Origin of the sequence: Sapientia aquatica (genome assembly GCF_004358105.1) — a bacterium.
GTDB classification, from domain to species: Bacteria; Pseudomonadota; Gammaproteobacteria; order Burkholderiales; family Burkholderiaceae_D; genus Solimicrobium; species Solimicrobium aquaticum.
Genome location: NZ_SMYL01000005.1, coordinates 77030 through 103704 on the forward strand (window position 1 = coordinate 77030; position 26675 = coordinate 103704).

General features: G+C 49.2%; 24 protein-coding genes. 13 read left to right on the forward strand and 11 right to left on the reverse strand.

Annotated features, from left to right (window positions below):
* Positions 1–69: 69 nt before the first annotated feature.
* The 4 genes from E2I14_RS11305 to E2I14_RS11320 are packed head-to-tail and all read right to left on the reverse strand — an operon-like array spanning position 70 to position 3987.
* A complete protein-coding gene (locus E2I14_RS11305; RefSeq protein ID WP_133328533.1) occupies positions 70–1107 on the reverse strand; it encodes a GNAT family N-acetyltransferase in 1038 nt (345 codons plus the stop codon).
* 22 nt (positions 1108–1129) lie between these two features.
* The gene (locus E2I14_RS11310; RefSeq protein WP_133328535.1) at positions 1130–2305 is read right to left on the reverse strand and encodes a LegC family aminotransferase; all 1176 of its coding nucleotides are present in this window, start codon (positions 2303–2305) and stop codon (positions 1130–1132) included.
* A 12-nt stretch (positions 2306–2317) separates the two neighbouring features.
* A complete protein-coding gene (locus E2I14_RS11315) occupies positions 2318–3316 on the reverse strand; it encodes an NAD-dependent 4,6-dehydratase LegB (protein WP_133328537.1) in 999 nt (332 codons plus the stop codon).
* The gene (locus tag E2I14_RS11320) at positions 3313–3987 is read right to left on the reverse strand and encodes an acylneuraminate cytidylyltransferase family protein (RefSeq protein WP_206105626.1); all 675 of its coding nucleotides are present in this window, start codon (positions 3985–3987) and stop codon (positions 3313–3315) included. The genes E2I14_RS11315 and E2I14_RS11320 overlap by 4 nt, the downstream gene beginning before the upstream one ends.
* A 262-nt stretch (positions 3988–4249) precedes the next feature.
* Here E2I14_RS11320 and E2I14_RS11325 point away from each other — a divergent pair, with 262 nt between their 5' ends.
* The 7 genes from E2I14_RS11325 to E2I14_RS11355 all read left to right on the forward strand — a co-directional run bounded on the left by E2I14_RS11325 (position 4250) and on the right by E2I14_RS11355 (position 13389).
* The gene (locus E2I14_RS11325) at positions 4250–6034 is read left to right on the forward strand and encodes a tetratricopeptide repeat protein (RefSeq protein ID WP_133328541.1); all 1785 of its coding nucleotides are present in this window, start codon (positions 4250–4252) and stop codon (positions 6032–6034) included.
* Positions 6031–7836 (forward strand): tetratricopeptide repeat protein, encoded by a 1806-nt coding sequence (locus E2I14_RS11330; RefSeq protein ID WP_133328897.1) that lies wholly within the window; start codon positions 6031–6033, stop codon positions 7834–7836. The genes E2I14_RS11325 and E2I14_RS11330 overlap by 4 nt, the downstream gene beginning before the upstream one ends.
* A 304-nt stretch (positions 7837–8140) precedes the next feature.
* Entirely contained in the window at positions 8141–9676 is a 1536-nt protein-coding gene (locus E2I14_RS11335; RefSeq protein WP_133328543.1) for a flagellin N-terminal helical domain-containing protein, read from the forward strand.
* A gap of 94 nt (positions 9677–9770) precedes the next feature.
* Positions 9771–10160, forward strand: a complete 390-nt coding sequence (locus E2I14_RS11340; RefSeq protein ID WP_133328545.1) for a flagellar protein FlaG — start codon at positions 9771–9773, stop codon at positions 10158–10160.
* A gap of 223 nt (positions 10161–10383) precedes the next feature.
* Positions 10384–12414: a flagellar filament capping protein FliD gene (gene fliD, locus E2I14_RS11345; protein ID WP_133328547.1), complete on the forward strand. Its 2031-nt coding sequence runs from the start codon at positions 10384–10386 to the stop codon at positions 12412–12414.
* 90 nt (positions 12415–12504) lie between these two features.
* Positions 12505–12987 (forward strand): flagellar export chaperone FliS, encoded by a 483-nt coding sequence (gene fliS / locus E2I14_RS11350; RefSeq protein WP_133328549.1) that lies wholly within the window; start codon positions 12505–12507, stop codon positions 12985–12987.
* A 60-nt stretch (positions 12988–13047) separates the two neighbouring features.
* A complete protein-coding gene (locus E2I14_RS11355; protein ID WP_133328551.1) occupies positions 13048–13389 on the forward strand; it encodes a flagellar protein FliT in 342 nt (113 codons plus the stop codon).
* Between the two features lie 82 nt (positions 13390–13471).
* Here the strand turns inward: E2I14_RS11355 and E2I14_RS11360 are convergent, their stop codons facing one another.
* The 5 genes from E2I14_RS11360 to E2I14_RS11380 all read right to left on the reverse strand — a co-directional run bounded on the left by E2I14_RS11360 (position 13472) and on the right by E2I14_RS11380 (position 19752).
* Positions 13472–14452, reverse strand: a complete 981-nt coding sequence (locus E2I14_RS11360; RefSeq protein ID WP_227544715.1) for an MBL fold metallo-hydrolase — start codon at positions 14450–14452, stop codon at positions 13472–13474.
* 161 nt (positions 14453–14613) lie between these two features.
* A complete protein-coding gene (locus tag E2I14_RS11365) occupies positions 14614–16242 on the reverse strand; it encodes a hypothetical protein (protein WP_133328555.1) in 1629 nt (542 codons plus the stop codon).
* Complete coding sequence (locus E2I14_RS11370; protein ID WP_206105627.1) at positions 16239–17522, reverse strand: ATP-grasp domain-containing protein; 1284 nt, start codon at positions 17520–17522, stop codon at positions 16239–16241. Before E2I14_RS11370 ends, E2I14_RS11365 begins: the two co-directional genes overlap by 4 nt.
* A gap of 20 nt (positions 17523–17542) precedes the next feature.
* Positions 17543–18946 carry a pyridoxal phosphate-dependent decarboxylase family protein gene (locus tag E2I14_RS11375; RefSeq protein ID WP_133328901.1) on the reverse strand — a complete coding sequence of 468 codons (1404 nt, stop codon included), beginning with the start codon at positions 18944–18946 and terminating at the stop codon, positions 17543–17545.
* Between the two features lie 206 nt (positions 18947–19152).
* On the reverse strand, positions 19153–19752 hold the full coding sequence (locus E2I14_RS11380; protein WP_133328557.1) for a MarC family protein: 600 nt from the start codon (positions 19750–19752) through the stop codon (positions 19153–19155).
* Positions 19753–20064: 312 nt separating this feature from the next.
* Here E2I14_RS11380 and E2I14_RS11385 point away from each other — a divergent pair, with 312 nt between their 5' ends.
* Entirely contained in the window at positions 20065–20289 is a 225-nt protein-coding gene (locus E2I14_RS11385) for a DUF1289 domain-containing protein (RefSeq protein ID WP_133328903.1), read from the forward strand.
* 60 nt (positions 20290–20349) lie between these two features.
* Positions 20350–22614, forward strand: a complete 2265-nt coding sequence (locus E2I14_RS11390) for a xanthine dehydrogenase family protein molybdopterin-binding subunit (protein WP_133328559.1) — start codon at positions 20350–20352, stop codon at positions 22612–22614.
* A gap of 69 nt (positions 22615–22683) precedes the next feature.
* Here the strand turns inward: E2I14_RS11390 and E2I14_RS11395 are convergent, their stop codons facing one another.
* Positions 22684–23115: a thioredoxin family protein gene (locus tag E2I14_RS11395; RefSeq protein ID WP_133328561.1), complete on the reverse strand. Its 432-nt coding sequence runs from the start codon at positions 23113–23115 to the stop codon at positions 22684–22686.
* Positions 23116–23157: 42 nt separating this feature from the next.
* Between E2I14_RS11395 and tsaB the strand changes: the two genes are divergently transcribed.
* From tsaB to E2I14_RS11415, 4 genes are read left to right on the forward strand one after another with little or no spacing between them, the layout of a single operon-like run.
* Positions 23158–23898, forward strand: a complete 741-nt coding sequence (gene tsaB / locus E2I14_RS11400) for a tRNA (adenosine(37)-N6)-threonylcarbamoyltransferase complex dimerization subunit type 1 TsaB (protein ID WP_133328563.1) — start codon at positions 23158–23160, stop codon at positions 23896–23898.
* A gap of 5 nt (positions 23899–23903) precedes the next feature.
* Positions 23904–24383 carry a ribosomal protein S18-alanine N-acetyltransferase gene (gene rimI, locus E2I14_RS11405; protein WP_133328565.1) on the forward strand — a complete coding sequence of 160 codons (480 nt, stop codon included), beginning with the start codon at positions 23904–23906 and terminating at the stop codon, positions 24381–24383.
* A gap of 53 nt (positions 24384–24436) precedes the next feature.
* Positions 24437–25000, forward strand: coding sequence for a uracil-DNA glycosylase family protein (locus E2I14_RS11410; RefSeq protein ID WP_133328567.1), 564 nt, complete (start codon positions 24437–24439; stop codon positions 24998–25000).
* On the forward strand, positions 25000–25944 hold the full coding sequence (locus tag E2I14_RS11415) for a DUF1853 family protein (protein ID WP_133328569.1): 945 nt from the start codon (positions 25000–25002) through the stop codon (positions 25942–25944). The genes E2I14_RS11410 and E2I14_RS11415 overlap by 1 nt, the downstream gene beginning before the upstream one ends.
* Before the next feature lie 6 nt (positions 25945–25950).
* Here the strand turns inward: E2I14_RS11415 and E2I14_RS11420 are convergent, their stop codons facing one another.
* Entirely contained in the window at positions 25951–26664 is a 714-nt protein-coding gene (locus E2I14_RS11420; RefSeq protein ID WP_133328571.1) for a hypothetical protein, read from the reverse strand.
* Positions 26665–26675 lie beyond the last annotated feature (11 nt).

Here is a 26675-nt window from a genome sequence, read left to right on the forward strand (position 1 = left end):
GATTATGCTTTTGCGAGTGTAAAATTAAACCCCGCGCAAACGCGATGGGCGCTCACCGGAAAGCGCTGGTTAAAGCGAATTGAATAGAACACCTTGTTCTCCCCGCGCTTCGTTAATGAGAAAGTAAGTTGGATGCTGCAAGGGCAGAAGTTGGCGTTCTTGGTAATAAATTTTCTCGTTACAAATCCATGTTGACACATCAAAATTTAATTTTTTAGTGGCAAATTTTTTCTTAAACAGACTTAAGCCGTCGCTCTCATCCAATGTATGCCCTCCACCGATATGAAAAAACGTATAGCCTCGGTTTCCGTAATGGACGATCGATTCTGCTAGCAGTAGTTCGTGAAACTGAGAAGCGGGATAGTCGCGCATCAGTGCGCTAAGGTGATAATGAACCCAGCCAGCTGTATCCATTAAAAATAATGCGCCAGCGATAATTTGATTATTTTTGGTGTCGCGGACAATTGCGAGTTCGCATTGACGCCCAAAAGCGCTGGCGTGGAGCAGGAAAAAATCTTCATCAAATAAATAAAATGGATTGGTTTTTTTCTCAGACATGGCAGCGTGATAGATGCGGTAAAAATCCTTTACATCGCTCGCTTTCCATGAATCCGCCGATTGAAATTCCACCACCAAATGTTGACGTAATGCGGCGTTGATCGACCAACGGATTTTTTGATGTGACGATGCACAAAATTCAGTCAACGTGATGTTGGCCTCAAGCCCGCGGGTGTAGGTAATTCGATTTAACGTATGTTTGTTCTCGGGCCAACAGTATTGATTCTGAGCGAACGGCGCGTGTCTTAAAAAGACGGCGATGATTCTTTGTGATTGGAGAAAATCAAGCAATGCGGCATGTTCTTCTGGCGTCACAAAAAACGCTTCGTCAGACCACAGTCCACCATAACCGTATGCGCTAGAAGCTTCCCAATAATCGTCGCCCACGGGTTGTAACTCGAGCGGCAAAAAGGCTAAGGAGGAGTTTTTCGTTAGTTGCAAAATAACGAGCTTAGCGCCGCTGTGATTGGCAAATAACGACAGATACGACTGCTCAAAATATATTGGGCATGCTAATGATGCTAGCGTGGTGACCCAATTAAATTGCATGGTAAATCCCCTCTGTATTTTATTAGCGTGGCAAATCGAATCTGGCGCTGCTGGGTAAGTTCACGACGCGCTCAACTAGCCACTGTGCATTCGCTAAATCCATTGCTTGACAATCTGCGTACATCGGCAGGGTATTAACTAATGTCCAAATTGGCCTGACCATAATATTGGCCGCAATCAGTTCAGTCAGAAATTGATCGCGCGCTGATGGAGTCGGGCAAATAACGGCGTTAAGCCAATAGTTTGCGTGCGTGTTGTCAGGTTCTTTAACCAAGGTGTAACGCGTGTCAGCGAAGAAGCTAGCATAGGCTTGCGCAATTTTTCTTTTGCTGGCGAGCAGTTGCGGCAGCATTTCGATCTGGGCGCAACCTAGTGCGGCATTGATGTTGGGCAGCCGATAGTTATAGCCAATGTCGTCGTGCACAAATTCATAAGGATGGGCTAGTTTGGCTGTGGTGGTTAGGTGCTTGGCGCGGCGCGCTAGCTCGTCGTCGTTGGTTAAAATCATGCCACCGCCGCCAGTAGTAATGGTTTTGTTGCCATTGAAGCTCAATGTGCCTAGCAAACCAAAGGTGCCTGTGTGTTGTTGGTGATAATAGCTGCCTAGGCTTTCGGCAGCGTCTTCGATGAGCGGTAAGTTGAATTCAGCACAAATTGCTATGAGCTGTTCCAAGTCACAAGGTAGTCCAAAGGTGTGCATAGGTAGCACAGCGGCGATACGTCTGCCGGTGGCTTTATTGAAGCAGCCTTGGCTATTTATTAGGCAGTGATTGCTTAAGAAATCGAGCAAGCTAGCTGGATTCATACCCAAGGTATGGCGATTCACATCCACAAAAACTGGCTTGGCATTGCAATACGCAATGGCGTTGCAGGTGGCGACAAAGCTTAACGGTTGGGTGATTACCTCTTCTCCGGCTTTAACGCCCGCTAGTAATAGCGCAATGTGCAAAGCGGCGGTGCCGTTAACGGTGGCGATAGCATGCTTGGCTCCCGTGGTGGTGGTCACAGATTGCTCAAACTGGGTAACGTAGGCGCCAACGCTGGATACAAAGGTTGAATCGATACAGTCGAGTAAATATTTTTTTTCGTTCCCAGCAAATAGCGGCGCATGCAAGGCAATCAGGGCATCAGTTTTGCTGTCCTTGGACGGATATAGCGCACGAATAAAATCAATAATGTCTTGATGGCTAGGATGCATGTTGGCCACCATTTAAATCGTGTAACCGTCGTCTTTGTAGGCCGACAAGTTATCGGGATTAGTGAACCACGCGATGGTCTCTGCGATACCGCGTTTAAATCCCTCTTTGCCTGCATAAATGGGTGACCAACTTAATAGCTTTTGTGCTTTTTCATTCGATGCCCACAGTCGTTCGACTTCGCTTTTCTCGGGTCGTAAGCGTTGATTGTCGCAAATGATCTCAAGCCTAATTCCCATGATGTCAGCAATCACATTGGCGGTTTCACCGATGGAAATTTCATAGTTGCTGCCTAAGTTGATGACTTCTCCAATACTGCTGGGCGAATTCAGCGCGGCGATAAAACCGTTGACGGTATCGCTGACAAAATTAAAGTCACGCGTAGGATGAATTGCGCCTAGTTTAATTTGCTGCTTGCCGTGCGCGAGCTGGGTAATGATGGTTGGAATGACTGCGCGGGTGGATTGGCGCGGGCCGTAAGTGTTAAAGGGACGCACAATGCCAATCGGTGTGCCAAACGAGCGGTAAAACGACATGGCCAACTGATCCGCGCCGATTTTGCTGGCGGAATAGGGCGATTGACCTTCGAGTGGATGCAACTCAGTAATCGGTACAAACTGTGCCGTGCCATACACTTCGCTGGTGGAGGTATGAATCACTTTGGCTATATTTAAGTCGCGCGCCGCTTGCACGACATTTAATGTGCCTTTGATATTGGTATCAATATAGGTGTCGGGCGAATGGTAGGAATAGGGAATCGCGATTAGTGCGGCCAGATGCAATACCGCATCGCATCCGGTCATCGCCGTGCGCACACCGTGCGGATCACGAATGTCGCCCGCAAAGACTTCAAAACGGCCTTTAACGTCCGGTGCGCAGCGATCTAGCCAGCCCCATGAATTAAACGAGTTGTATAGCACAAAGGCGCGTACCTCATGTCCAGCGCGCACTAGTGCCTCGGTTAAATGAGACCCGATAAAACCATCGGCACCAGTAACTAATAGTTTACTCATAGCGTATCGGCCAAAAGTAGCTCGGCAATTTTCCAATCGAAAGGCGTGTCGATGTCGAGCGATTGCTCAATCGGCATGACAAAGCCCAGGGTTTCGTGAGTTAAGAAGGTTTGCGTTTTCTTGAGCCATTCGCAATTGGCAAAATACAGCGCGCCGTTCAAACTAAATACCGGCGGCAATTGTTGGCGGCTAGTGAATTCGGTGCTAGGAATTAACTGACTTAAATAGCTATCGACATCGAGGCGATACATCCAGTAAGGCGATTGGGCCGATTCATTCACCGACACGACAGCCTTGGCTTGTCGCGCGACGGCAAATTCGATGCAGCGGTTAACCTCACCCAAGGTGCGCAGCGGTGACGTGGGTTGCAGCAGCAAGATGTGGTCAAACTGCGGCAGATGTTCCAGCGCATGCAATACCGGCGCCATGCCCGGACTGTCGTCTTGCGCCAGCTCGCTAGGACGCATAAAAGGCACTTGTGCGCCGTATTGTCGGCTAATGTCGGCAATCTCTTGATCGTCGGTGCTGACCACCACGCTATCGATATAGGGCGACGCTAGCGCTGCTTCAATACTCCAGGCGATCAACGGCTTGCCGGCTAACAGCCGACAGTTTTTACGTGGAATACCTTTGGAGCCGCCTCGGGCGGGAATCAGCGCAAGTGTTTTCAACGACCAGTTCCTCAATCATTTTGGGTTTTGGTGCGAGCCAAGCAGTAACCCGCACTCAGGGAGATTGACAGATTGTGAACGGAAACGAATTCTTTCAAGCGGTGAGAAGTGCGTAAAAAACAGTTCTATTTAGCGCTATGTTCTTGGCGTGGTCGTGTTTGAATGATAAGGATGCCAGAGGTGTGGCTAGAAATTTAACTTATTGGCAAGTTTGATCCGTTGCAGCTGACACGGGACGATTTTACTTTTACGACTAAACTGGATGAGCAAGAAAGCAGACAAGATGTCGATTCCACTTACTCAGCCCAGTTTGAGCGCGACCAGTTCAGATCAGCATGCGCTCAGCGACTTATTGCAAACTGCTCATCATCAGCGCCAAGCCGGACAGCTTGCACAGGCCAAGCACATTTATCAGAGCATAGTAAGCCGTGATCCGCACCAGCCCGATGCGCTGCACTATTTAGGTTTAATCGCCTATCAAGAACACAACTATCTCGACGCCGAACGATTAATCCGTTTAGCGACCGAAATTAATCCAAACTCTGCCAATTATTTCATTAACTTAGGTCAGTCATTGAGCGCGCAAGGTCGTTACGCTGAATCGATTGTCTGCCAGCGCCGCGCTTTGGAGCTAGAACCAAACAACGCGATTGCCCATTTTAATCTTGGTGTCGCCCAAATTAGCCTGAATCTAATTGATCAGGGTGTGCAGAGTTATTGCAATGCGATTGCTGCTAATCCAAAGCTAAAAGAAGCGTTTTATAACTTAGGCACGGTATTTCGATTACGTGAAGATCACGCTGCAGCGATTCCGTATTACCAGCAGGCGATTGACTTGGATGATAGCTATATTGACGCCTACAACAATTTAGCCGTTTGCCAGATAGCGGTGAAAAATTTTGATGCGGTAGCCAAAGCAGCATTAAAAGTAATTGCGCTCGACCCTAACCATGCCAATAGCTATTTTCATTTGGCGATTGCTTGCCAAGAGCAAGGTAATTTGATCGGCAGCGAAGTCTTCCACGAGCGCGCCGCTGTGATTAATCAGGAACGCGGGCAGCCCAACGCCACAGTTTTATGTTCGCTCGGTTTGCTCTATCTGGCATTGGGTAAATTGCCGCAAGGCTGGGCCGGTTTTGAATATCGCTGGAGCAAAGAAGTCGCGCCCGAGCCAATGCGTCAATTTCCCTATCCATGGTGGCAGGGCGAGTCGCTGCACGATAAAACGATTTTGGTCTGGGGCGAACAAGGAATAGGCGATCAAATTTTGTTTTCTAGTCTTTACCAAGATTTGCTTGAGAGCGCCAAATGCTGTGTTTTTGCTTGTACCAAAAAGCTGATCCCGTTATTCCAAACGTCGTTTCCGACTGCACTAATTGCCGATATTGACGCCCCGGTGCAATGGGACGAAATCGTCATTGATGTGCAATCCGCGGCTGGTTCGGCGGCGCGCTGGTTGCGTTCTAGCATTGCCAGCTTTCCTGAGCGTAGCCATTTTTTAGTCGCAAATACCTCACGAGTTCGGCATTGGCAAAATAAGCTGGCTGAACTGGATGTGGGTCAGGCTAAAAAACTAAACGTAGGAATCGGCTGGCGTAGCGGCAATATGGCGGGTAACCGCGCATTGTATTGCACTCAAATCACCCAATGGCAGGCAATTTTTGGCGTGCAAGGAGTGCGTTTTATCAACCTTCAATACGATGACTGCGAAGTGGAAATAAATCAGGCGCGGCAGCAGTTTGGGGTTGAAATCGTTCGCTTTATGGAGGTCGATTTATACAATGATTTGTTGGAGACCGCGGCACTTACCAAAGCGCTCGATTTAGTCATTTCAGCGCCTACCACGAGCGGGATTTTAGCCGGTGCACTGGGTGTGCCGACGTGGATGATGCAGAGTGGATTTTATTGGCACAACTTAGGTCAGGACTCAAATCGTTGGTATCCCCAATTGCGCGGCTTCCACAAGAATTGGGATCAAGACTGGGAATCCATGATTGCCGACATCGCTACCGAACTGACTAATTTAGTGGAAGTGAAACGACAATGACGACATTGACGATGAAAAAAATAGGCCGCAATGATCCGTGCGCTTGTGGCAGTGGAAAAAAATACAAGCAATGTTGCATGGACGCGGATTTGGCCAGTTCAACAGCAATTCAAGCGCAACAACGCAACATAGATGCCTTAATGGTTGAGGGAAAAGCGCTGCACCAGCAAGGCCAATTAGCCCAAGCACAGGCCAATTACGAAGCGGTTTTACAGCAGCACCCAACGCATCCCGATGCCTTGCATTACTTAGGTGTTTTGGCCTACCAAGCTAAAAACTATCCGGTGGCAGAAGAATTGATGCGTGCCTCCATCAATCAAGACGATGGCAATCCGTTTTACTACAGTAATCTGGGTAGCTTATATCGTGACCAAAAAAAGCTGTCGAAGGCAATCGAGTGTCAGCAACGAGCGCTGGCGCTGAAGCCAGATTATGCCGAAGCCTATCTTAATCTGGCCGCAGCGCAGATTGATCAGCGCCAAGTAGAGCAGGGCATAGCTAGTTGTTTAAAAGCGCTTGAATTGCGACCACAGTATGTTGAAGCGCTAGATAATTTAGGCACTGCTTTGCGCTTGCAATTGAAATTTGCCGAGGCAGCGCTAGTGCATCAAAAGGCCATCGCAATTAATCCCAATTATGTAGGCTCGTATGTCAATTTAGCGGCAGCGCAGCTCTATTTAAAGCGCTTCGATGACGTATCGCAAAACTGTTTATTGGCCTTAAAGCTCAATCCCAATAATGCTAGCGCCTATTACTACTTGGGTGCCGCTTGTATGGAACAGGGGCAAGTTCAAGCGAGCCAACAATTTTTGCAGCATTCCCTGGCGTTAGATAACAATCCCAACACGCATTTCACGTTAGCGATTTTACTGTTGGGAACGGGGCAGTTTGTCGCCGGTTGGTTAGAGCACGATTACCGCTTCGTGCATAAAGTCGATCCTGTGCTGAAACGCTATTACCCCTTCCCTGAATGGCAGGGAGAGTCCTTGGCTGAAAAAACGATTTTGGTGTGGTTTGAGCAGGGAATTGGTGACCAGATTGCCTATGCCAGTATGGTGGACGATATGTTGACCCGCTCCAAGAATTGCGTCTTGGCCTGCACCAAAAAGTTGGTCCCACTCTTTAAGCAAAGCTTCCCCACCGCGCGGGTGATGGAATTTGATGATCCTACTTTGTTGGAGCCGCAAACTGCTGATGTGCAAATGGCAGCGGGTTCGTTGGGGCGTTGGTTACGGCCCGATTACGCCAGTTTTGATCGCACCAAACCGATACTGAGCGCGGATTGGCAACGCGTTAGCTATTGGAAGCAGCGCTTGGCAACGATGGGTGATTCGATCAAAGTCGGTATCTGCTGGCGCAGTGGCAATATCACCGGAGATCGCGCACTCTATTGCACAGAGCTCGCAGAGTGGGGCGCGATATTGTCGGTACCGGGCGTGACCTTTATTAATTTGCAATACGATGATTGCCATGCTGAGCTAGATGCGGCGTACCAACAATTTGGCGTGCGGATACATGCCTTTCCCGAGGTTGATTTATACGATGACTTACTAGAGGCGGCTGCGCTGACCAGCGCGCTGGACTTGGTAATTTCTGCGCCCACGGCAGCGGCGATTTTGGCTGGCGCGCTGGATGTGCCAACTTGGATGATGCTCACTGGCTTCGATTGGCAAAGAAGGAACGCTAATGGAAATATTTTCTATCGTTCGATGCAGACCTTTAATAAATCGTGGGATGAAAATTGGGCAGGGATGATAGAAATGATCGCAGCGCAATTGAATTCAGTCAGAAAAAGTCTCTAGTAGTCGCTAACTATTCCCCACGACGTTCCCAATTATTGCCTTTTGTGAATGTTTTCCCCCTTGTTTTGAAAAAAGTTTTAAAAAAAATTGCTCAAAATTCGTCGAATTTAGCCCTAAAGTAATTTTGAAACTTGCCGATGAACGTAGTAGATCAAAAAACTTTAGCCCTTTTTGAAATAATTTAGTGCTCAATTTTTTTCAGACTTGACCGATACCCCTACCAACGGCGGTCGAGTAGTCCAAAAAACTAGACCAAAGTTTGAGGCTAATCGCCATTTTTAATAACTTAGGCAAGGGGAAAGTCATGTTAGACGCAATCAACACGAATATTATCTCGTTATCAACCCAAAACAATTTGGCTAATTCGCAATCGTCGTTAGCAACTTCAATCCAACGTTTATCGTCTGGTCTGAAAATTAACAGCGCTGCGGATGATCCTGCGGGTTTAGCGATTTCCGATCGGATGACTTCGCAAGTCAACGGTTTGAATCAAGCAACACAAAATGCGAGTAATGCGATTGCATTGACGCAAACTGCAGACGGTGGTTTGGCTAGTACAACATCACTGCTGCAAACTATGCGTACCTTGGCAGTGGAAGCCGCCAACGGCACCAACTCCACATCAGATCGCCAATCCCTGCAAACTGAGATCGCTCAGTTGCAACAACAAATTGGTCAAGTATCACAAACGACTCAGTACAACGGTATTAACTTGTTGGACGGCTCGTTGAGCAACGTTCAGTTCCAAGTTGGTGCTAACGCTGGTCAAACCATTAGCTTCAATATCGGTAGTTCCGCTGCAAACGCCATCGGTAACAATACCTTAGCCCCAACCGCAGCAACCGCAGCGACAACTTTGTCCCAAGCGCATTTGTCTGGTACTGCCGCTTCTGTTGATGCTAACGTATTAGCAGCGCAAACAATTACCATCTCTGGTAACGGCACATCAGCCAGTATTGGTTTAACAGCAGGCGAATCGGGTTATGCAACGGCGGCAGCAGTCAACGCGGCAGCGGGTACAACGGGCGTAAAAGCCACAGCAACCAGCAATGCGACATTGAGCAATTTCGGAACCGGTTTGACTGTATTGACTTTGCAAGGCGCACCAACATCTACTGGCGCGGCCAGTCCAATTACCGTGTCGTCAACCTTGGCTACCTCAAAAGACTTGACAGATTTAACGACTAAAATCAATGCACAGAGTGGCTCAACCGGAATTACTGCGGTGGCCGATTTGGTCAAAGGTACTATCTCGCTGACTCAAGCGGCTGGTTACGATATTGGTGTAACGAATGCAACCAATTCGACCCAAGCGGCGTTGGAAGTTACTGGTACCACTTCTGCTGGTGCTGCGGGTACTGCAGTGACTTTGGCTGCTGCTGGTTCTGTCGGTGACACAGCTACTGTGGGTGCTTTGGTGTCGTTCAGTGCAGCGAGCTCGTTCTCAGTTAGCACAGATACTGCGACCTCCGGTATTTTTGACGCCACAACCAGCTCCGGTAGTACCTTATCTTCGGTTGCAGGGATTGACGTTACCAAGTTGACCAACGGCTTACCAAGCGGTGCAAACGATGCCTTAGCAGTTATTGATGCGGCGTTAGCAAACGTGGATACCGCCCGCGCTTCGTTGGGTGCGTTACAAAACCGATTCACAGCTAGTATCAGCAACTTGCAAACGTCAACATTAAACATCACTTCAGCACGTAGTACTGTGTTGGATACTAACTTTGCGGCAGAAACAGCGAACTTGTCTCGCGGTCAAATTCTGCAACAAGCTGGTACAGCGATGTTGGCGCAAGCGAACTCGTTACCTAACGGTGTGTTGGCTTTACTTCGTTAATCTTAAGCAGTCATTTAGCTTAAAATTTTTTGGCTAAAGTAGTAATTAGTACCTCCCCGACTTCGGTCGGGGAATTCACTTGGAAGACGACATCATGGACGTTAATACAATCGGTACTTCTGCCGCCGCTCTTGGGCAGAACAGTACGGGTGTAACAACACCTAGCCCAGCCATTGCGACTCCTGCCCCTGCAGCGGATCCGCCAGCTAGTTCGGCTGCAAGTAGCTCGAGCAGCTCTGGCAGCGCACCGCCATCATTGGCCCAGGTCAAGCAAGCGGTGGACAATATTAATGCATCGCTCAACGCTAACGGTAATTCACAAAACGTGCAGTTTGCAGTGGACCCAAATAGTAAGCGTGTAGTGGTGCAAGTTATCGATCAGCAAACCGATAAGGTGATACGCCAAATTCCTTCTGAGGAAATCATCCAAATGTCGATGACGCTGGGACAAAAGTTAGGGCAGGTAATTAATCAGCAGGCCTGATCTAGGGCGCTACTGTAACAATGTCGAGGGTGCCTCGATAAGTATATTTTGCTAATTCATCATTGGATGAAGGAGCTTTTTTGCGCTTGTAAAACCGATTAATCGGTTTTCGGGTGTCATAGGCAAATCAAACAATAAAGCCTGAATACCCACGCTAAAGTTCGCTTAGGATTCACCGATAACTGGTTATAGTGACGAACGGTGATGGTCTAGGAGAAGCAAAATGAGTAACGTAACTAATGTTGGTTCATCGGCCGGTGCAGCCATCATTTCGTCGTTAGGTGTCGGTTCTGGTTTGAACGTAACAGGCATTATCAGCCAATTGATGGCGGTACAAAATCAGCCAGTAAATCTGCTCCAGAATCAGGAAGCATCCACTCAGACCTTGGTGAGCAATTTTGGGCAACTCCAGAATGCGCTCTCGACCTTTCAAACCGCAATGCAAGGCTTAACGTCAGCCAGCAACTACCAAAGCGTAACGGCCTCGGTTGCCAATAGTTCCGTGGCGACGGTGACGGCCAGTTCCAGTGCTTCGGCGGGTACCTACTCCTTACAAGTCAATCAACTAGCGCAGGCCCAAACCTTAGTCACTGCGGGTCAAGCGACCAGCACCGGTGCGATTGGCGTCGGTACGATTTCGTTTAACTTTGGCACGATTTCAGGTGGAACTGCTACGAGTGGCAAATACGGCACTGGCACGATATTTACTAATTCCGGCTCCGCAGCAAAGACGGTGACGATTGATAGTTCCAATAATTCGATCACCGGTATTGCCGCAGCGATTAATGCCGCCAACATTGGCGTGACGGCCAGTATTGTTAATGATGGCAGTAATACGCCGTATCGCTTATCGCTGACGTCCAATAATACGGGCGCGGCGAACAGCATGCAGATTTCGGTTTCTGGCGACGCTGCTTTGTCGAGTATGTTGAATCAAGATCCATCGGGAACGCAAAATTTAACCGAGACATCGGCTGCTCAAAACGCGCAATTTAATTTAAACGGTATCGCCATTACCAGTAGCACTAACACAGCCTCAAATGTTATTTCTGGCGTGTCACTGAATCTGCTATCGACCAACACCACGGCAACCACCTTAAGCGTGAATAAAAATAATGCCGGTGCAACCAATGCAGTTAATTCTTTTGTGTCAGCCTACAACACGATTGCCTCCACCATTCAGCAAGCAACCGCTTACGATTCATCCGCTAAACAGGCCGGTCCTTTGCAAGGGCAAACTAGCGTGTTGTCGATTATGAGCCAAATGCAGCAAGTCCTGAATCAGCCGATTCCTGGCGCACCAAGTGCGTATTCCAATTTGGCGCAAATTGGTGTGTCGTTCCAAAAAGATGGCACCTTGTCGGTCGATAACACCAAATTACAGGCCGCGTTGACGGCTAATCCGGCGGCGGTTTCCGGCATGTTCGCTTCAAATGGTATTTCTAACGATTCGCTCATTAGCTACACCAGCAGTAATACCTTAACTAAGCCGGGAAGCTATGCCGTCAACATTACTCGGCTGGCAGGTCAAGGAAGTATTACCGGCAGCGCGGCCGCAGCGACAACTATTACGGCTGGTGTGAACGATACGCTCACGCTTAATCTAGATGGCACTACTGCCAACGTAACGCTAGCAGCGGGAACGTATACGCCCGCATCGCTTGCCACTGCCTTGCAAACAGCGATCAATACCAATAATGCATTTACGGCTTCTGGTGCTTCGGCTAGCGTCAGCCAAAATGCAGGAGTGTTATCCATTACTTCAAATTCATACGGTTCAAAATCGATTGCTAATGTGACCGGTGGCAACGGTCAATCTGACCTGCTTGGCAGTGCAGCGGCAACAGTGGTTGCTGGGGTCGATGTGGCAGGCACGATCAATGGCGCGTTAGCGACTGGAACTGGTCAGACGTTGGTTGGTGCAACCGGCGACAATTCGGCTGGGTTGACCATAAAGGTGATCGGCGGCAGCGTGGGCGCACGCGGCTCAATCAATTACACCCAAGGCTATACCAACGGACTCAATACATTGATGACTTCGGTTTTAGGCAAGGGCGGTCAAATTGCGGCGGCCACGGCTGGTTACAACGCCACGATCAAGTCCATGCAAGCCACGATTGCCAACGACCAACTACTTAATCAACAGGTGTTGGCTAATTATCAGGCCGAGTTTTCGGCGCTCGATGTGACGATGGCAAAGTTGACCAGCACTAGCACTTATTTGACCCAGCAACTAGCCGCACTTGCCAAGTAAATAAACGTATTAAGTCGCTGTTGCAGCGCAGCGGCAAAGAATTACCGGTTTAAAAAATTGGCTTTACGATAAAAATATTCAGGAGCATTTATGTTCGGTTCTTCCCCCAGAAATGGCGCCAATGCGTATTCAAAAGTTGGTATGGAAACAGGTGTGTTTGCAGCCGATCCGCACAAGCTGATTTTGATGTTGTTCGACGGCGCGCTAATGGCAATCAATAACGCCATTAACCAAATGGAAGCAGGGAAAATCGCCGAAAAAGGACGTTCGATTTCACACGCCGTTGCTATTGTAGAACGCGGTTTGCGCGCTAGTTTGAACAAAGAAGTTGGTGGCGAATTGGCGCAAAATTTGGATGCTTTGTACGGCTATATTATTAAGCAATTGATGACAGCTAATATTCAAAACGATGTCGAGAAATTGGTCGAATCAAAAAAGCTGTTGCATGAATTACGTTCGGCTTGGGAGCAAATCGCGCCTAATAAAAATGCCCAAAATGCGGCGGCAGAGCGGATTGCGCCGATGCAGCAAGATGCATTAGCGCCGCGCAAATCCAGCTTTATTTCTGTCTAGCCGTGCTGTGTCAAAGAGCCGATAGTGTTTTCCACCGACTTTAGTAATGTGAGCGATTAAATGAATAGTGTTGAAGTGATTTCTATCTACGAGCAAGTTGCTACCATTACTGACCAAATGGTGGTCGCGGCCGAGCATGCTGATTGGGAGTTGTTGGCGCAATTGGAAGCGAGTTGCAGTCGCGAAGTAGCTGCCTTAAAAAGCGCGGAGATTCCGACCAAATTAGATAAAGAAATTCGCGAGCGTAAAATCAAAGTTATCAATAAAATTTTGGCCGATGATAGAAAAATCCGCGATATTACCGAACCAAGAATGGCGCAGCTTACTCAGTTGATGCAAAAATCCAGTACCCAGCACAAACTGGCTCGCGCTTACGAGCTGGATCATCGCCGACCCGGTTAGAGTTATAGTCGTCGCCAATAAAAAAAGAAGCCTTGCGGCTTCTTTTTTTATGTCTAACTTATGTAATATTAATCAAGGCAGATTAAGGAAATGACGAGTAGTTCACTGGAATCCAAGCATAGCCTTTACCTTCTTTATGGATATAACCTAATCCAGGGAAAGATAAGTGAGCCGAACCAATCAAATAGCCTTCTTTGGCAGCGGCAGCATATTCTTTTTGACGCTCTGCTAATGCGGCTTTGTTGTCCGAATCAAAGCTGATAGTGATCGTTGGATTGGCAAACTGAACGGAAGCCACATGCATCAAATCGCCCCACAACATTAATTTTTGACCTTTGCTTTCTACTGCGTAAATCGTGTGGCCTGGAGTGTGGCCGTGCGCTGCAACTGCTTTTACGCCAGGAACCAATTCAGTTGTGCCATCAAAGGTTTTGAATCTGCCAGCAGCAATGTACGGTTGGAATTCCATCATTGCGCCTTTGTAGCCGCCTTTATTTTCTTCCTTGGCACTGTCCATCTTCGCTTGGCTTAGCCATTCGTCTGCATCACGCTTGTCGGCGCGCACAATAGCATTGGGGAACACCGTGGCACCTTCAGCTGTAGCTAAACCACCGATATGGTCGCCGTGCATATGGGTAATGTAGATTTCATCGACTTGATCCGGTGTGTATCCAGCCGCTTTTAAGCTCGCTACTAATTTACCCAAAGTAGGGCCAAACAAGCCACCTGCGCCAGTGTCGATTAATACCAATTTTGTCCCGGTATTGATTAAATAGCCGTTGACTGAGGTTTCGACTGGATTGGACAAATGATACTTACTCATCGCTTTGTCAAAATCAGCGGATGAAATGCCCTTCAACAATTTATCCATACCCAATTTAACGGTACCGTCGGACAAAGCAGTTACCTCAAAATCGCCTAGCATGACGCGGTAGTAACCCGGCGCTTGGGCTTTGATCTGTGGCGCGGCGGCGATAGCGGATGGGGTGTTGAATGCGGAGAATGCCGCAACGGAAGTGAGCGTGGCTAGTACGCAAGCGCGTAATAATTTGCTTGAAGTCAAAATAGTTCTCCTGAGACGAAAGTTAATTAAAACGGAATTTGTGATGTTGTGCATGGATTGGCTAACTGTTGCCCCTCGCCAATGTGCGCCATCATAAACCAATCTTAAATTTCGCGTTGAAGGCCGTTAAATTGGTAATTTCAAGAGAATCGTGCGCGGCGTTAATTCAAGGCTTTTATCAAATAGGCGGTTTTGTTGAGCACATTTAACGCCTTTTCGATCACTTCTCTAGCCGACTCCGTGCCATGTTCGCAGGCTTCAATAATTACGCGGCTACTAGCGCACATGCGCAATGCGCTGACTTCGACGCCGTGTTGTGTGCCGCACAAAACAGGCTGCCCAAGTTGCCCGCGCAATTCAGCCAAATAGCTGGGCAAAATAGTTGGGTCGGTGATGGTGGTTTGTAATTTTTGGTAAATCAGTTGGGTCTGCTCGCGACTCAGTGGGCGAGCTTTTTTATGCATCAAAATAAACGGGAAAATCGTCGTAATTTGATCCCAGCTAGCGCGTGCTCTTGGCACAATTGGGCTGCGATCAATGCGTCGCTCCGCCATCAATGAAAAATGCGGCGAGGCTTGAATCGCGTCTTGAACCGCTGACGAAAATTGTTGCAAAAAACCGCTGACATGCAGTTCAGGAATTGCACGAAACGCTTTGAATTCGGTCAACGCTGCTTCTAAGCGCAACAACAAGCCCCAATTGGCACAGTCATTTAATTGTTGGCTTCCATCCCAATGCTCGGGCCATTCTGCTTGCGCGGAGTAATCAGCCAATGCCGCCGGAAGCGGATGTTGCGATAAACGTGCGGATAAGTTGGGCGGGATGAACAACATTCCAGAAAACGCCGGGCCAGTTAAGAATTTAGAACCGGTCAGCGTTAGCATGCAGCCCAGATCAAGATAGGCGGCTAAGGTCTTGGTTGAAACACGGAATTGACAGGCATCCACCAAGACATCGACTTGCTCGGCATAGCGCTGGCGCAGTTGCGCGACATAGCTTGGGCTAGGCGCGATCAAGCCAGTTTTGGATACATCGATCATGATTAACAGCACCCGCTGTTGATTGGCGATGGCGTTGGTAATATGGACTTCGACTTCGGCATCAATGGCGGCTAGCGGCCTTTTGCTGCCATCAACATGGCGCAAAGCGATGCTACTAACTTCGATTGGGTAGGCATCTTCGATGCGATTAAATGCGGTGACCGTGCCGCCCAACGCGGCGTGGTCGCTAAAGTGTTGACCACGCACCGCTGGCGCAACGCCGCTGCCAGTTTCGCAGGCATCCATCATGATGATGCGCAGAGGTTTATCGTGGCTTTCGGCCAAAAGTTGACTGCAAATTAAATGCAAATCCGTGCCCGATGCGGCAAAGATTGTGGCGATGTTGTCTTTGGGTGTAAAGCCACACAATTGCTGAAATTCAGCGCGCACGCGATCCAACTCTTGCCGATATAGATCGCCTTCTGAAATACGTCCCTGTTGGCGTATCAGGTATTGGTGTAAAAAATGGCTAGCGTTATAGCCGCGCAACGAAATGGTGGAACCGGTCGACGAACCAAAGGCGACTAAGCTGGGATCAGGATGGCTGCCGCAGCCGTATTTGTTGACATGGGTTTCTAAATCAATCGCTAGTCGCGCATCGCCGCCGGTTAATAGCAACTGGTCAGTACTCAAGGCTGATAATTGGTTCAGTGTTGGCGTGACTCGCGTTGGCAGGACGCGACTAGCTTTTGAGCGCTTTGGAGTTATCAGCGGACGCGCTGCTGCTTGCAATAATATGTTGGTCCTCATAATGACGCCCCGCAGCGTTGCGCTAGCATTTGTCCAAAGGCGTTAAAGAGCTTGGGCATCTGAATTTTTTTGTAGGGAAAAATTTCAGCCGAATCCATGTTGTGCACGATCATGTTGCTATCGACTTCAAAAATCAGTAGCTTGCCATCCGGTGTTTGGGCGCAGTCGATGCCAACGTAATCAAGCCCTAGTTGCTGATAAATCGCGTTGAAGGCGGTGGCGTGCTGCAGCGCAAATGTTTGATCAAAGTTCGCCATACATTGCGCTTCCTCAGCGCGGTGATCGGCGTTTTCGAGCATGTCTGCGTTCAAATAATGCACCATCCAACGAGCAGAAATCGCCATGTGACAAACATAAGGCTTGCCGCCAATCAAAATGATGCGGTATTTGCGGAACAGTCCATCGTCATTGCTGTAATCAATAAATGGCGCGACGAAAAAATGATCTTCAGGTGATTGGATCAGATAGGCAGTTAAGTCGCTGACGGATTCGATCTTACTCAATCCGTTGCCCGCGTGCGAATCAATCGGGCGAATGATGATCGGGTAATTGATGCCGTGTAATTGTTCGACCAATGGCGCAGCGTTATCCTCAGCGCGGCAGCACTCCTCGAGCATGCTGCGGCTGACGCGCTTTGCGGACGGCATGATGACGCCCGGTAGGTGACTGAGTTTGGCACAAGAACTGTCGCGCGATAATTGGCTGATCCTGCTCGGATGATTGATGACTGGACGCGGCCAATGATTTAAATACGAAGTCGCTTGCGCCAGCAGCAGTTGGTTTTCATCCGATTCGCTAATCGCTACCAACAGCACATCGTGCTCAGGAATGGATTCGGGTAAGCCCATCGTTGGCGTGATGTACATCAGATCGAGCGCGATAGCTTGGTTTTCGATCAAAAATTCAAACGGCGAGTTAGCCATTAAATCGCCCGGCCCTAATAAAGCCAGGACGCGCAATTTGGCTGGAATAGCGGGGCGCTTGTAGTGATAAATTTGCTGAGTTTTTAGGGCAATCGCTTGCATCGACAAGGCAACTTTGGTCTCGCCACGCAGGATCAAGTAGATCGCGATATCGAGCAGGGCATTGGCATCCATGGGATTTGTTTTTACGCGCTCATAAAGGCTAGCGCCGAGCGCCACCAACTCGGGGCTATTATTAAACGCCAAAGTCATTAGGGTCGGCAAGCCAATAAAGTCTGCTGCGGAATCGCTGCTCACGTCGGGCATTGCAGCCGCTTGATCCTCTAAAACTGTCTCTGGCAAGGGTGAAGTGAGCATAGCGATTCCGTTGGTGTTGGTTAGCTGAATTGAGGCGTTAACAGCAATTCGTCACCCAGTTTCAATGTCGCTTCGATCAAGCGATCCACATCGAATTGGCGAGTGCGATGATTAACAAAAGCAGCCCGAATAACGATGTGTTGATTAACCGTGGTTGACGAAGGTGCGACGAGTCCGGATTCCTGCAAAGCAATCACTAGTTCCGCATTGAAGGCATTGCGTTGTTCAAGGCTGAAATTGGCGTTGCCGTTATGACGAAAGCACACAATATTTAAGTTAACGGGCGCCATTAACGTAAGTTGAGGGTGCTGGGCAATCTGACGCGCTAAATAGTGGGCTAACTCACACGTGTTAGTGATAATTTGACCAAGTTTGTCAGCGCCAAAGTTAGCAATCGTAAACCATGTCTTTAAGGCTCGAAAACCGCGCGACAAATCCGGCCCAAAATCACACGGCCAAGGCGAACCCGCCGCCATGCCGCGCGTTTCGCGTTTGAGATAATTCGCCGGCGCGGCAAAAGTCGCTAATTGATCGGCCGCGTCGCGCACTAAAATGTAGCCCGCGTCATACGGTACTTGGCCCCATTTGTGGAAATCAAACGCGATTGAATCGGCAAGTTCAATGCCGGCTAATTTCGGTGCAATTTGAGCGGAAAACATGCCCAAAGCGCCATACGCGCCATCGATATGAAACCAGCAATTTTCGCGCTTAGCCAGTTCGGCTAACGCCGCTAAATCGTCAATCGCGCCCACATCAACCGTGCCAGCCGAGCCGACGATTAAAAATGGCGTGTAGCCAGCTGCTTGGTCTGCTTTAATCGCCGCTTTCAATTGGGCGATATCCAATTCAAATCGCTCATTGACTGGAATTTGGCGTAAAGCGGTGGTGCCAAATCCCGCTAAATCCATTGCTTGACTGACGCAGCCATGCGCGCCAGTTGACGTATAAGCCGTTAATTTTTGCGAGGCCTGATCAATTCCGTTTCTGCGTACTTGTCCGCCAAGATGCTTGGTGCGGGCGATCAGTACGGCGATTAAATTGGCGAGCGATGTGCCTGTGACGAATAGGCCGTGCGCGGTTTCTGGAAAGTGAAATAGCTCGCGCATCCAGGTTTCAATTTGCTTTTCGACCGCAATCGGGATTTGTTCGCGTCCACCGACATTGGCGTTTAAACCCGCGGCCAACATATCGGCCACCATACCCACCGGCGTGCCGCCCCCCTGTACCCAGCCCATAAAGCCGGGATGCGAATTCCCAATGGAGTAGGGCATGATTTCGGTCAAAAAACGCTGATGCAATCCGCTCAGCTCGCTGCCTTGTGCAGGTAATTTCTCAACGAAGCGCTCTTTGACTTCGTTCGGAATCGGCTGCCAAACCGGACGTTGGCGCAGATGTTGGGTGTAATCGAGTATGTCTTCCAGCATGGCATGCGCCTGCGCACGAAAAGCAGTCCAATCGGTGGGGTCTAGTGTTTCTCCAGAATGCACAATGCACCTTCTAAGCGAGAGTTAAGGGCTATTATTGCCCGTGAGGAAACAAATCAAATGAACGAGTAAAGCAACTTTTTACTCGATTCTTTTGATTTGCGTTGGCTTGTACTGCTTGGAAATTATTGACTATGTAATGAAAATTACAATGTTTTGATGAAGTCGTGGAGGCCAGTTAGTAACATTTCAACCGACATGGCAGTCAAAATTAAGCCCATTAAACGCTCAAAAGCGATCATGGTGCGTTCACCCAGCAGACGTTGCATCCGCTCGGCACTGATTAATACGATTAACCACACGATGGCGACAGCAACTAATGCGGCCAAATGCGCGGCGACATCGGCCCGACTGTCGGACGAAAATAATAACACCGTCGCCAAAGCGGACGGGCCAGCCAACGCAGGAATGGCCAGCGGCACGATAAACGGCTCGTGCGAATGATCAATATCGCCAAAAATGCCGCCCGGCTGTGGAAACACCATACGCAATGCGATTAAAAACAAAATCACGCCGCCGCCAATCCGCAATGACAGATCGGACAATTGCAGCGCATTCATAAAATGCCGGCCAAAGAACATAAACAACAGCAAAATCAAAAACGCGATCGCGCATTCACGCACCACGACGCGCCAGCGGCGGGCAGGTGGAACGGAAGACAGGGCGCTAACAAACAGAGGAACGCCACCAAACGGATCGGTGACTAGGATGAGCAAGATAAACGTCTGGAAAAAATTTTGAGCCATGGTGTGGGTTACAACCGATTTGAGTGATGCAAAGTTCTGCGAAGCCGAATGCTAGCTTGAATTGGGTGTTCGATTCAAGTTTAGTTGATTTTTTGGATAGTTCTAGGTGAATTAGGCCTTTGTCGCCAAGCGCAGGTTTCTCGTTTTCAGGAATGCTCGACGAATGCTCTCGACATGCCAAGGCGGGACAAAGCGTTACCGCCCAAATTGTCCTAATTCGCCGTACCAAGATAGTTTTTGCTTAGCAATAGAATTACGCGCAAATTTGGTATGATGCCATCTGAATTTGTGGATAGAAGAATCGTGGTGAATATGAGCAGTAAGGAAATCGCAGTCGATGCAGCAGAACCAAATCCAACTCCGGTCAGGGCTGACACGCCGTGCGTCGCGGTTTGCTCGACAACCTTTGACGAGATTTGTCGCGGGTGTGGTCGCACCGTCGTTGAGGTAGCAACTTGGGTCGTCATGGACGAGCAAGAAAAAGAATTAGTCTGGCAGCGCATTTTGGCGCAAGGTTATCCGCGCCGCAATGGATGAGGTAGTAGTGAAGCGTTAGTAAAAATCAAAACGATTAAAATCAACTAAGGGACAACCATCATGGCAATAACAAGACGACGTTTTTTATTGGGCGGACTAGGAGTCACCGGCGCATTGGTGCTTGGCTGGGGTGTTTCACCCATGCGCCAACGCTTGGAACCGACAGCTCCCTTAGTCACCCCGCAAGGCACAGTCGCGCTCAATGGCTGGCTTGCGATTGCGCCCGATAGCCGCGTCACCTTGTTTTTGCATAAAAGCGAAATGGGGCAGGGTATTTCGACTGCCTTGCCAATGCTAATCGCCGAAGAATTAGATGTACCGCTATCCTCAGTCGATATTGTTCCCGCTGGCATCGACAAAATCTATGGCAACGTTGCGATGTTAGTCGATGGATTACCTTTTCATCCCGATGATCAAGGCGCGTTGAAACATGGTGTTCAATGGACGACCGGTAAATTTGCGCGTGAATTAGGGATTCAAGTCACGGGCGGTTCTTCCAGCATTAAAGATTCGTGGCTCGTTCTGCGCCAAGCGGGCGCGTCCGCTCGCGCAATGTTGATCGCTGCCGCGGCCCAGCAGTGGAAAGTGCCAGCAGGCGAATGCACCACCAAAGGTGGAATCGTCTCTCACCCTGACGGCAAACAAGCCAGCTATGGCGAATTGGCTGCGTTGGCAGTGCACAGCAATCCAGGTCAAATCAAGTTAAAAGACCCGAAGCAATTTACCCTAATCGGCAAAGATCAGCCGCGTCGCGATAGCGCGGACAAAGTCAATGGGCATGCGCAATTCGGCATTGATGTGCGCGTGCCAGAGATGTTGTATGCCACGGTAATCATGGCGCCAAGCTTGGGCGGCAAAGTCGCTAGCATGAATGATGCACAGGTCGCGCAATTGCCAGGCGTGGTCAAAGTACATACCTTGAATGATCTCAATTCCAAGGTCACTAGCGTCGCTGGCGTTGTCGTGATTGCTAAAACCTACTGGCAAGCGCGCTCGGCATCGGCTGCTTTGAACATCAATTGGAGCGGCGGTGAAGTAACCCAGCAGCAATTGTCGAGCGCGAGTGTGATGAAAGAATTACGTCAAAAGCTCGATACCGAATCTGGTTTTACCTACTACAAAACCGGCTCGGTACAAGCCGCTCGTGCCAACGAAACGGCAATCCATGCCGAATACACCGCGCCTTATTTAGCCCACGCCACTATGGAGCCGATGAACTGCACCGCGCAAGTCAAAAACGGCAAAGTTAGCTTGTGGGTTGGCACCCAAAACCCGAGTTTTGCTTTGAAAGTGGCTTCCAAAGTCGCCGGTGTCAATGAAGATCAAATCGAGTTGCACCACGCGTTTTTAGGTGGTGGATTTGGTCGTCGTTTAGAAGTCGATATGATCGCGCAAGCGGTGGCGGTGGCGATGCAAACCAACGGGCAAGCAGTGCAATTAATCTGGAGCCGCGAACAAGATATGTCGCATGATTTCTATCGTCCTGCGGCAGTCGCGCGCTTTTCCGCTAATCTGAATTCAGCCGGTCAAGTCACGAGTTACGAGAACCGCTCTGCCAGCGGATCGGTCACGCAACAAGTGCTGCAACGCTATTTCGGATTAATCCCAGCGGGGCCGGATAAGACCACTGCCGAGGGCGAGTTTGACATGCCCTACGAATTCACGAACCAAAAAATCGCTTCGGTGATTGTGCCCTCGGCGGTTCCTATCGGTTATTGGCGCTCAGTTGGTCACTCGCACAATGCGTTTTTTAAAGAGAGTTTTATTGACGAATTGGCGCATGCGGCCAAACAATCGCCGATTCAATTCCGACGCGATTTACTAAAGCAGCATCCGCGTCATTTAACGGTCTTGAATGCAGCAGTGGCTTTGGCGGAGAAGGCCGGCCCACTGCCACAAGGCCACGCGCATGGCGTCGCCTTGCATCAATCTTTTGGAACAATCGTGGCGCAAGTGGCCGAAGTATCGGTGCAGGACAAAGAAATTACCGTGCACAACGTCTATTGCGCGTTGGATTGCGGCATTGTGGTCAATCCAAATGTGGTGCGTCAGCAGATTGAATCGGCGGTGCTGTTTGGTTTATCGGCTGCGCTGTTTGGCGAGATTAGTTTTAAAGACGGCAAGGTCGAGCAAAGTAATTTCCACGATTACCAAGTCGTGCGCATGAACCAAGCGCCGCAGGTGCAGGTTGACATTATTGCGAGCGCTGAACATCCAGAAGGCATGGGCGAACCCGGCACGCCGCCGATTGCACCGGCCGTTTCCAATGCATTGTTTGCATTGACCGGTCAACGCTTGCGCAGTTTGCCGTTGCGCTTGAGTTAGGCTGAATCGAGTTGAGTGGAATGGAATGATGTTGAGTTAAATTGGCTTTAAGACGGATTTAAAGCCAATTTAAAACAGCGTGTGCTGCGCCATGCGGGCACGCAAATTGGCTTCTACTTGCCAAGCGCGCTGTTGTTCACCCGAGTTGGCGTATTGGCGCAATTCGTCTAGCTGCTGAGTTTGCTGGGATTGCAAGATGCGGTGCAATTGGGCGGTTTCTGGTTGCATCGTACCGAAAAAAGTGACGACGTCTTCTTGCTGAATTAACACGGTCGGGAAGTTGTCGATCTCAAAATCACCCACCAAAGCCGCTTGGTCTTCCACATCAATCCACAAAAACAGCGCTTCGGGATGCAGATGTGCTAATTCCTCAAACTTGGGTCGGTAGATTTTGCACACGTCGCACCACTCGGCACAAAGACACGCAACAATCGTGCGGTATTGTGTAGTTTGGTGGTGAATTTCTGCGACGGCAGTCTGGTTCAGGTCAAAATTTGGCATTCGCGAATTTTACTCCGCTTGTTGCTAAGGTAAAATACCTACATGTTAAAAAACTCCCCCTCTACGCACATTATTCTTGCCATTGAAACATCTTCTGAGCAAGCTTCGGTCGCGCTTTTAATAAATCAACAACTGATTCAGCGTGTCGCATCCGGTGTCACTACCCATTCCCAATCAATTTTGCCGATGTTGCAAGAAATGTTGCAGGAAGCAGGGATTGCTTTGTCGGATTGTTCTGCCATTGCTTTTGGCTCAGGTCCAGGCTCATTTACCGGCGTGCGCACCGCGTGCGGCGTGGTGCAAGGTTTGGCGTTCGGCGCAAATTTGCCGGTGATCCCGATGGTGACTTTGCTGGCCTTAGCTCAAAGCTGCCGTGAATGTTCAGAGGCAAACAATGTACTTTGTGCGCTGGATGCGCGCATGGGTGAAGTCTATTGGGCGCAATATCGGTTTGACAGCGTGCTGCAAACATGGCGCACGGTGATTGAGCCAACCCTGTCCGCTCCCGCGTTGGTGGTGCCAGAAATGACGGCCGGCTTGCAATTGATCGGTAATGGTTTCGCGGCCTATGCGGACCAATTCACGTTGCCCAACGAGTTAATCAATGCGGCGGTAAATACCGTTCCGCAAGCGCAAGCGATTGCCAGATTAGCGTTGGTCGAATTGCTGGCTGGTCGCACGTTTAACCCAGATCAGGCGCAGCCTTTGTACTTGCGGAATAAGATTGCCTTAACAATTGCTGAACGCGCCGAGCAAAGCGCTCAGCCAGCCGCCTCTAAATAAACAGTATGAAAATCGACTTAGCCAGCCTGTCACTATTGCCGATGCAGCCTGCGGACGTGGATGAGGTTGTGGCAATCGAACAAGCGGTCTATTCGCATCCTTGGAGTCGCGGTAATTTTGTCGATTCCTTAAAGCTTGGCTACGATGCTTGGCAAGTGCGCAACCCCGAGGGTGTTTTGCTCGGTTATTTTGTGCAAATGCCGGTGGTTGATGAAACGCACTTGCTAACGATTGCCGTGTTGGCGCAAGCGCAAAAACAAGGGATTGCGCGATTGCTGCTGAATCATTTGCTTGAGCGCGCGCGTGCAATGGGAATGGATTCGATCTTGCTGGAAGTGCGCGTATCGAATCAGCGTGCGATTTCAGTGTACGAGGCGTTTGGTTTCGCCTTGGTTGGGCGGCGCAAAGCTTATTATCAAGTTTCGCCCACTGAGCGTGAAGATGCGTTGATGTTGCGGTATATTTTGGATCGTTCGGCTGCGTGATTTTTGACCAATTTTAGACTAGTCAAAAATAATAAATTCATACTAAAGGCATTATGTTTTTAACCAAATTAAATGAGATGTCGATTGGCCCGCTGTGGAAGTTGCGTCAGCCGGTGGCCGACGTGAATGATATTGCGGCGGATTCCGCTCAGATTACACAGCCCACGCCGAATTCAGGCGCGTGTGCGATTTGCAATCAAGCGTGGCTGCAACTCGACAATCCGAATGCGACGGTATTGGCGGTCGTAGCTGCGCCAATGACAGACCAAACACAACGGCGTCTACTAGAAAATTGTCTGCATGCTGCCGGTTTAGACCAACATTATTCGCTGCTCTCGTTGCACGGATTTTGTCATGAAAATAGCCAGCTCGGCTTGGATGCCTTATCCGCGCAAATCGCTAATCAAAATCCTGCGGTTGTACTCGTTTTTGGTAGCGCTGCCGCAAAATTAATTCAGCCTGAATTCGCCCAACTGCCTAGTCAACTGCATCCTTATGGCAATTGCACAATAATCGTCACCCACGATCCGGCGGAGATGCTAGGAACGCCCAAGCTGAAAGCGCGCGTTTGGGCTGATCTTTGTTTGCTCAAACAAGCATTGGCGACTTCTCATTAATGATCTCTGACCCGGCCAGCGCGACAGCGAATACCGAGAGCCTGAACTATCAGGCGCAATTCCAACAGCGCTGGCCGCGATTAACTCAAGCTCATGTGCGCAGTTTGGCCTGGCTGTTGGATGCACCGGGTTTGCTCAATGTCGATCACGCCCGGTGGAATGAGCAAGTTGCACAGTTACCATCGCTAACTCCGCAAGTCGAGGATTGGTTGCAGACCTTGGATAACGCACCCGAGCCGTTGATCGAATTCTTGGCCTTACATCCGCATACCCGCTTAGGACATTACGCCGAAAACTTGCTGGCGTTTTACTTCAAATGGCGTAATCAATTACATGCCCACAGCTTGCAAGTTCGCTCAACGACCACCATTGGTGAGTTCGATTTTTTGCTAACGATGCCAAACGGCTTGGAACATTGGGAATTTGCTTGTAAGTTTTATTTATTGGTAAAGCCAGAAGGCGCCTTATCCAACTATGTGGGGCCGAATCTAATGGATAATTTTGACGAAAAATCGCGCAAAATTATGCAAGCGCAATTGGCGTTGGGACAGCATGCAGCGGCGCAATCGTACTTGACCGAGCCGCTCACGGCAGCTAAAGCGCTAATTAAAGGTTGGTTGTTTTATCCTGCAAATTCAACTCCGGCCTTACCCGAAATCACGCCACAGCATTGCCGTGGTTTGTGGTGCCGTGTTTCTGAATTGACGCGCTTTGGTTCGCTTAATTTTTCTGAATTGGCGCGCTTGGAATGGTTGGCACCGGCCCGAGTTAAGTCGACTCAGCTTATTACTGGGGCAGAATTACAAACTAAATTGCAGCAGCAGTTTGCGCTCGATTTTAGGCCGGTATTGGTGGCGCAGGTGGAGCGAGTAGATACAGAATCCGATGCCTTTATCGAAGTGCAACGTGTCTTTGTGGTGCCGGACAATTGGAATGAAGATTGATCTGGATTACTTAGAAATTTCGTCGCAAATTTGGACTAATTTTTCTGGTGTATCTTTATTTTCAATGGCGAAAATAACCCGCTGACGTTGGATCGTTTCAAACTCCGCTGGCAAGGTCATTAGTTTTTCCATCTCGGCAAAGAATACTTCGCAACTCGCTGGCAATGGATATTTTTCGCGCAAGTGCGTGTCTTTTAAATTGACGTGCATGACCTTAGTTCCCACCTCACAGCGCTGTATCAGTTTGGGTGGATCAATCTCATCTAACACCAACATCTCTAAAATGGCTTCATCCATTTTGCGCTGGACGCCATTGTTTTTATCGGTTTTAATGGCAACTCGATCTTCAAAACTTTTCCTCAATAACGGAATGAATTCCACACATTGTTGGGGGAAATTGTAGGCGCTGGTGTAGGACAGATTTTTTCGTACTTTAGTGGCGCAAAACTGTTCCTTGTCGTCCGCGTCACTGACCGCTTGTTTAAACGTGGTGGTGACAGAATTGAGCGCGCTATCGTTATCCAAGTTGTTTAATTCGGGCGAGGCGGCTTTATTTTTTTGCAGATATTCTGGGCTGGTGATGATGCGTAACGCAACCTTGCATTCAGGCGGGAATTGTTCGTCGTATTCAGCCGCGCTAGCGATCTGATTGAAATTAAGTGACAAAATTAACGACGCAGACAGGAACAAGAATGCAAAACGCAAAAAGGTGTGGCGCATGATTTAGGCTT